The sequence below is a fragment of the Aeromicrobium sp. PFPM2_SD2 genome (assembly GCF_057364525.1).
The window spans coordinates 1-1684 of the sequence record NZ_JBNFNZ010000502.1; the positions used below are offsets into that span (position 1 = coordinate 1).

The window sequence follows — 1684 nt, forward strand, 5'->3', positions numbered from 1 at the left end:
CAGCTCGTCGGCTACGGGCCGTCGGCGTCCACGATCGGGGCCAACCGCGCGGGCCGCACCGCCGCCCTCGGCGTCCGCCGTGCCCTGCGCGAGACGCCCGCCCCCTCCCCCGCTCCCTGAGCCGGTCGACGGGAGCGGGGGAGGCTCAGCCGGCGTAGGGCAGGTGCCGGGCCAGGAACGCCCGGGTGCGCTCGTCGGTCGGCGCCGTGAACATCCGCTCCGACGTCCCCTGCTCGACGACCCGTCCGTCGGCCAGCAGGACGACGCGGTCGGCCACCTCGCGGCAGAAGTCCATCTCGTGCGTGGCCATGACGATCGTCTGCCCGGACGCCGCCAGGTCGCGGACGACCTGCAGCACCTCGGCCACGAGCATGGGGTCGAGCGCGCTGGTGACCTCGTCGAGCAGCAGCAGCTCGGGGTCCATCGCCATGGCCCGGACCAGCGCCACGCGCTGCTGCTGGCCGCCGGACAGCGCGTCGGGGTGGGCGGACGCCTTGTCGGCCAGGCCGACGCGCTCGAGCAGCTCGCGGGCGCGCGCCTCGCTCTCGCGGCGTCCGCGGCCGAGGACCTTGCGCTGGCCGAGGGTGACGTTCTGCAGCACCGACAGGTGCGGGAACAGGTTGTAGGCCTGGAAGACGACGCCGATGCGGCGGCGCACGGCGTCCAGGTCGAGCGCGGGGTCGGTCAGCTCGGTGTCCCCGAGCCAGACGTCGCCGTCGTCGGGCACCTCGAGCAGGTCCAGGCACCGCAGCAGCGTCGACTTGCCCGAGCCCGAGGCGCCGATGAGGCAGACGACCTCGCCGCGCGCGACCTCTAGGTCGACGTCGTCCAGCACGACCTTGTCGCCGAACGTCTTGCGCAGACCGTGCACGCGCAGCATCAGGCCCCCGCCTCCCGTCGCATCTGGCGGATCATGAAGAAGTCGGTCACGCGGGTGACGACCACCGTGGTCACGACGAAGAACAGCGCGGCGACGCACAGGGACGTGAAGTTGAACGTCTCGGCCTGGTAGACCGTCGCGGCGCGCAGGCCCTCGACCAGCCCGATGGTCGACAGCAGGGCGGTGTCCTTCTGCAGCGAGACGAAGTCGTTGACCAGCGGCGGGGTCACCCGGCGCAGCGCCTGCGGGAGGACGACGTGGCGCAGGGTCCCGCCGTACGACAGGCCCAGGGCGCGGCCGCTGGCCCACTGCGTCGGGTGGACGGCCAGGATGCCGGCGCGCACGACCTCGGCGACGTAGGCCCCGTAGCTGAGCGTCAGCGCGATCGCGCCGAGCCAGAACAGGCTGGTCGGCACCCCGGCCAGGCCCAGGGCGGGGAAGCCGAAGCCGACGAGCAGCACCACCAGGATGGTGGGGATGCTGCGGAACAGGTCGGTGTACACCGTGGCCAGGATCTTGAACGGCGCCATGAACGGCGCCGGGACGACCCGCACGACGGCGACGAGCACCGCCACGACGAGCACGAGCACCTCGACCACGAGGAACATCCGGACGTTCAGCCAGAACGCGTCGCGCACGAGCGGGAGGCTGGCGCGGGCGTGGTCCGCGTCGAAGTACGTCCGCTGCACCCGGTCCCAGCCGGGCGAGGCGACGACGGCGGCGGCCAGACCCCCGAGGACCACCACCGTCGACAGCACGCCCGCGAGCGCGGCGCCGGGTGGCGACGCCGGCCGGGAAGGCGGT

General features: G+C 73.5%; 2 protein-coding genes. Both read right to left on the reverse strand.

Annotated features, from left to right (window positions below):
• Positions 1-145 precede the first annotated feature (145 nt).
• Positions 146-880, reverse strand: a complete 735-nt coding sequence (locus AC2W7G_RS15610; protein ID WP_485869245.1) for an amino acid ABC transporter ATP-binding protein — start codon at positions 878-880, stop codon at positions 146-148.
• Positions 880-1684 (reverse strand): amino acid ABC transporter permease (locus tag AC2W7G_RS15615; protein WP_485869246.1); only part of this gene is annotated, 805 nt, incomplete at its 5' end. The genes AC2W7G_RS15615 and AC2W7G_RS15610, both read right to left, overlap by 1 nt.

Coding starts and splice junctions, on each gene's coding strand:
- AC2W7G_RS15610 (WP_485869245.1), bottom strand. CDS start 880: ATGCTGCGCGTGCACGGTCTGCGCAAGACGTTCGGCGACAAGGTCGTG.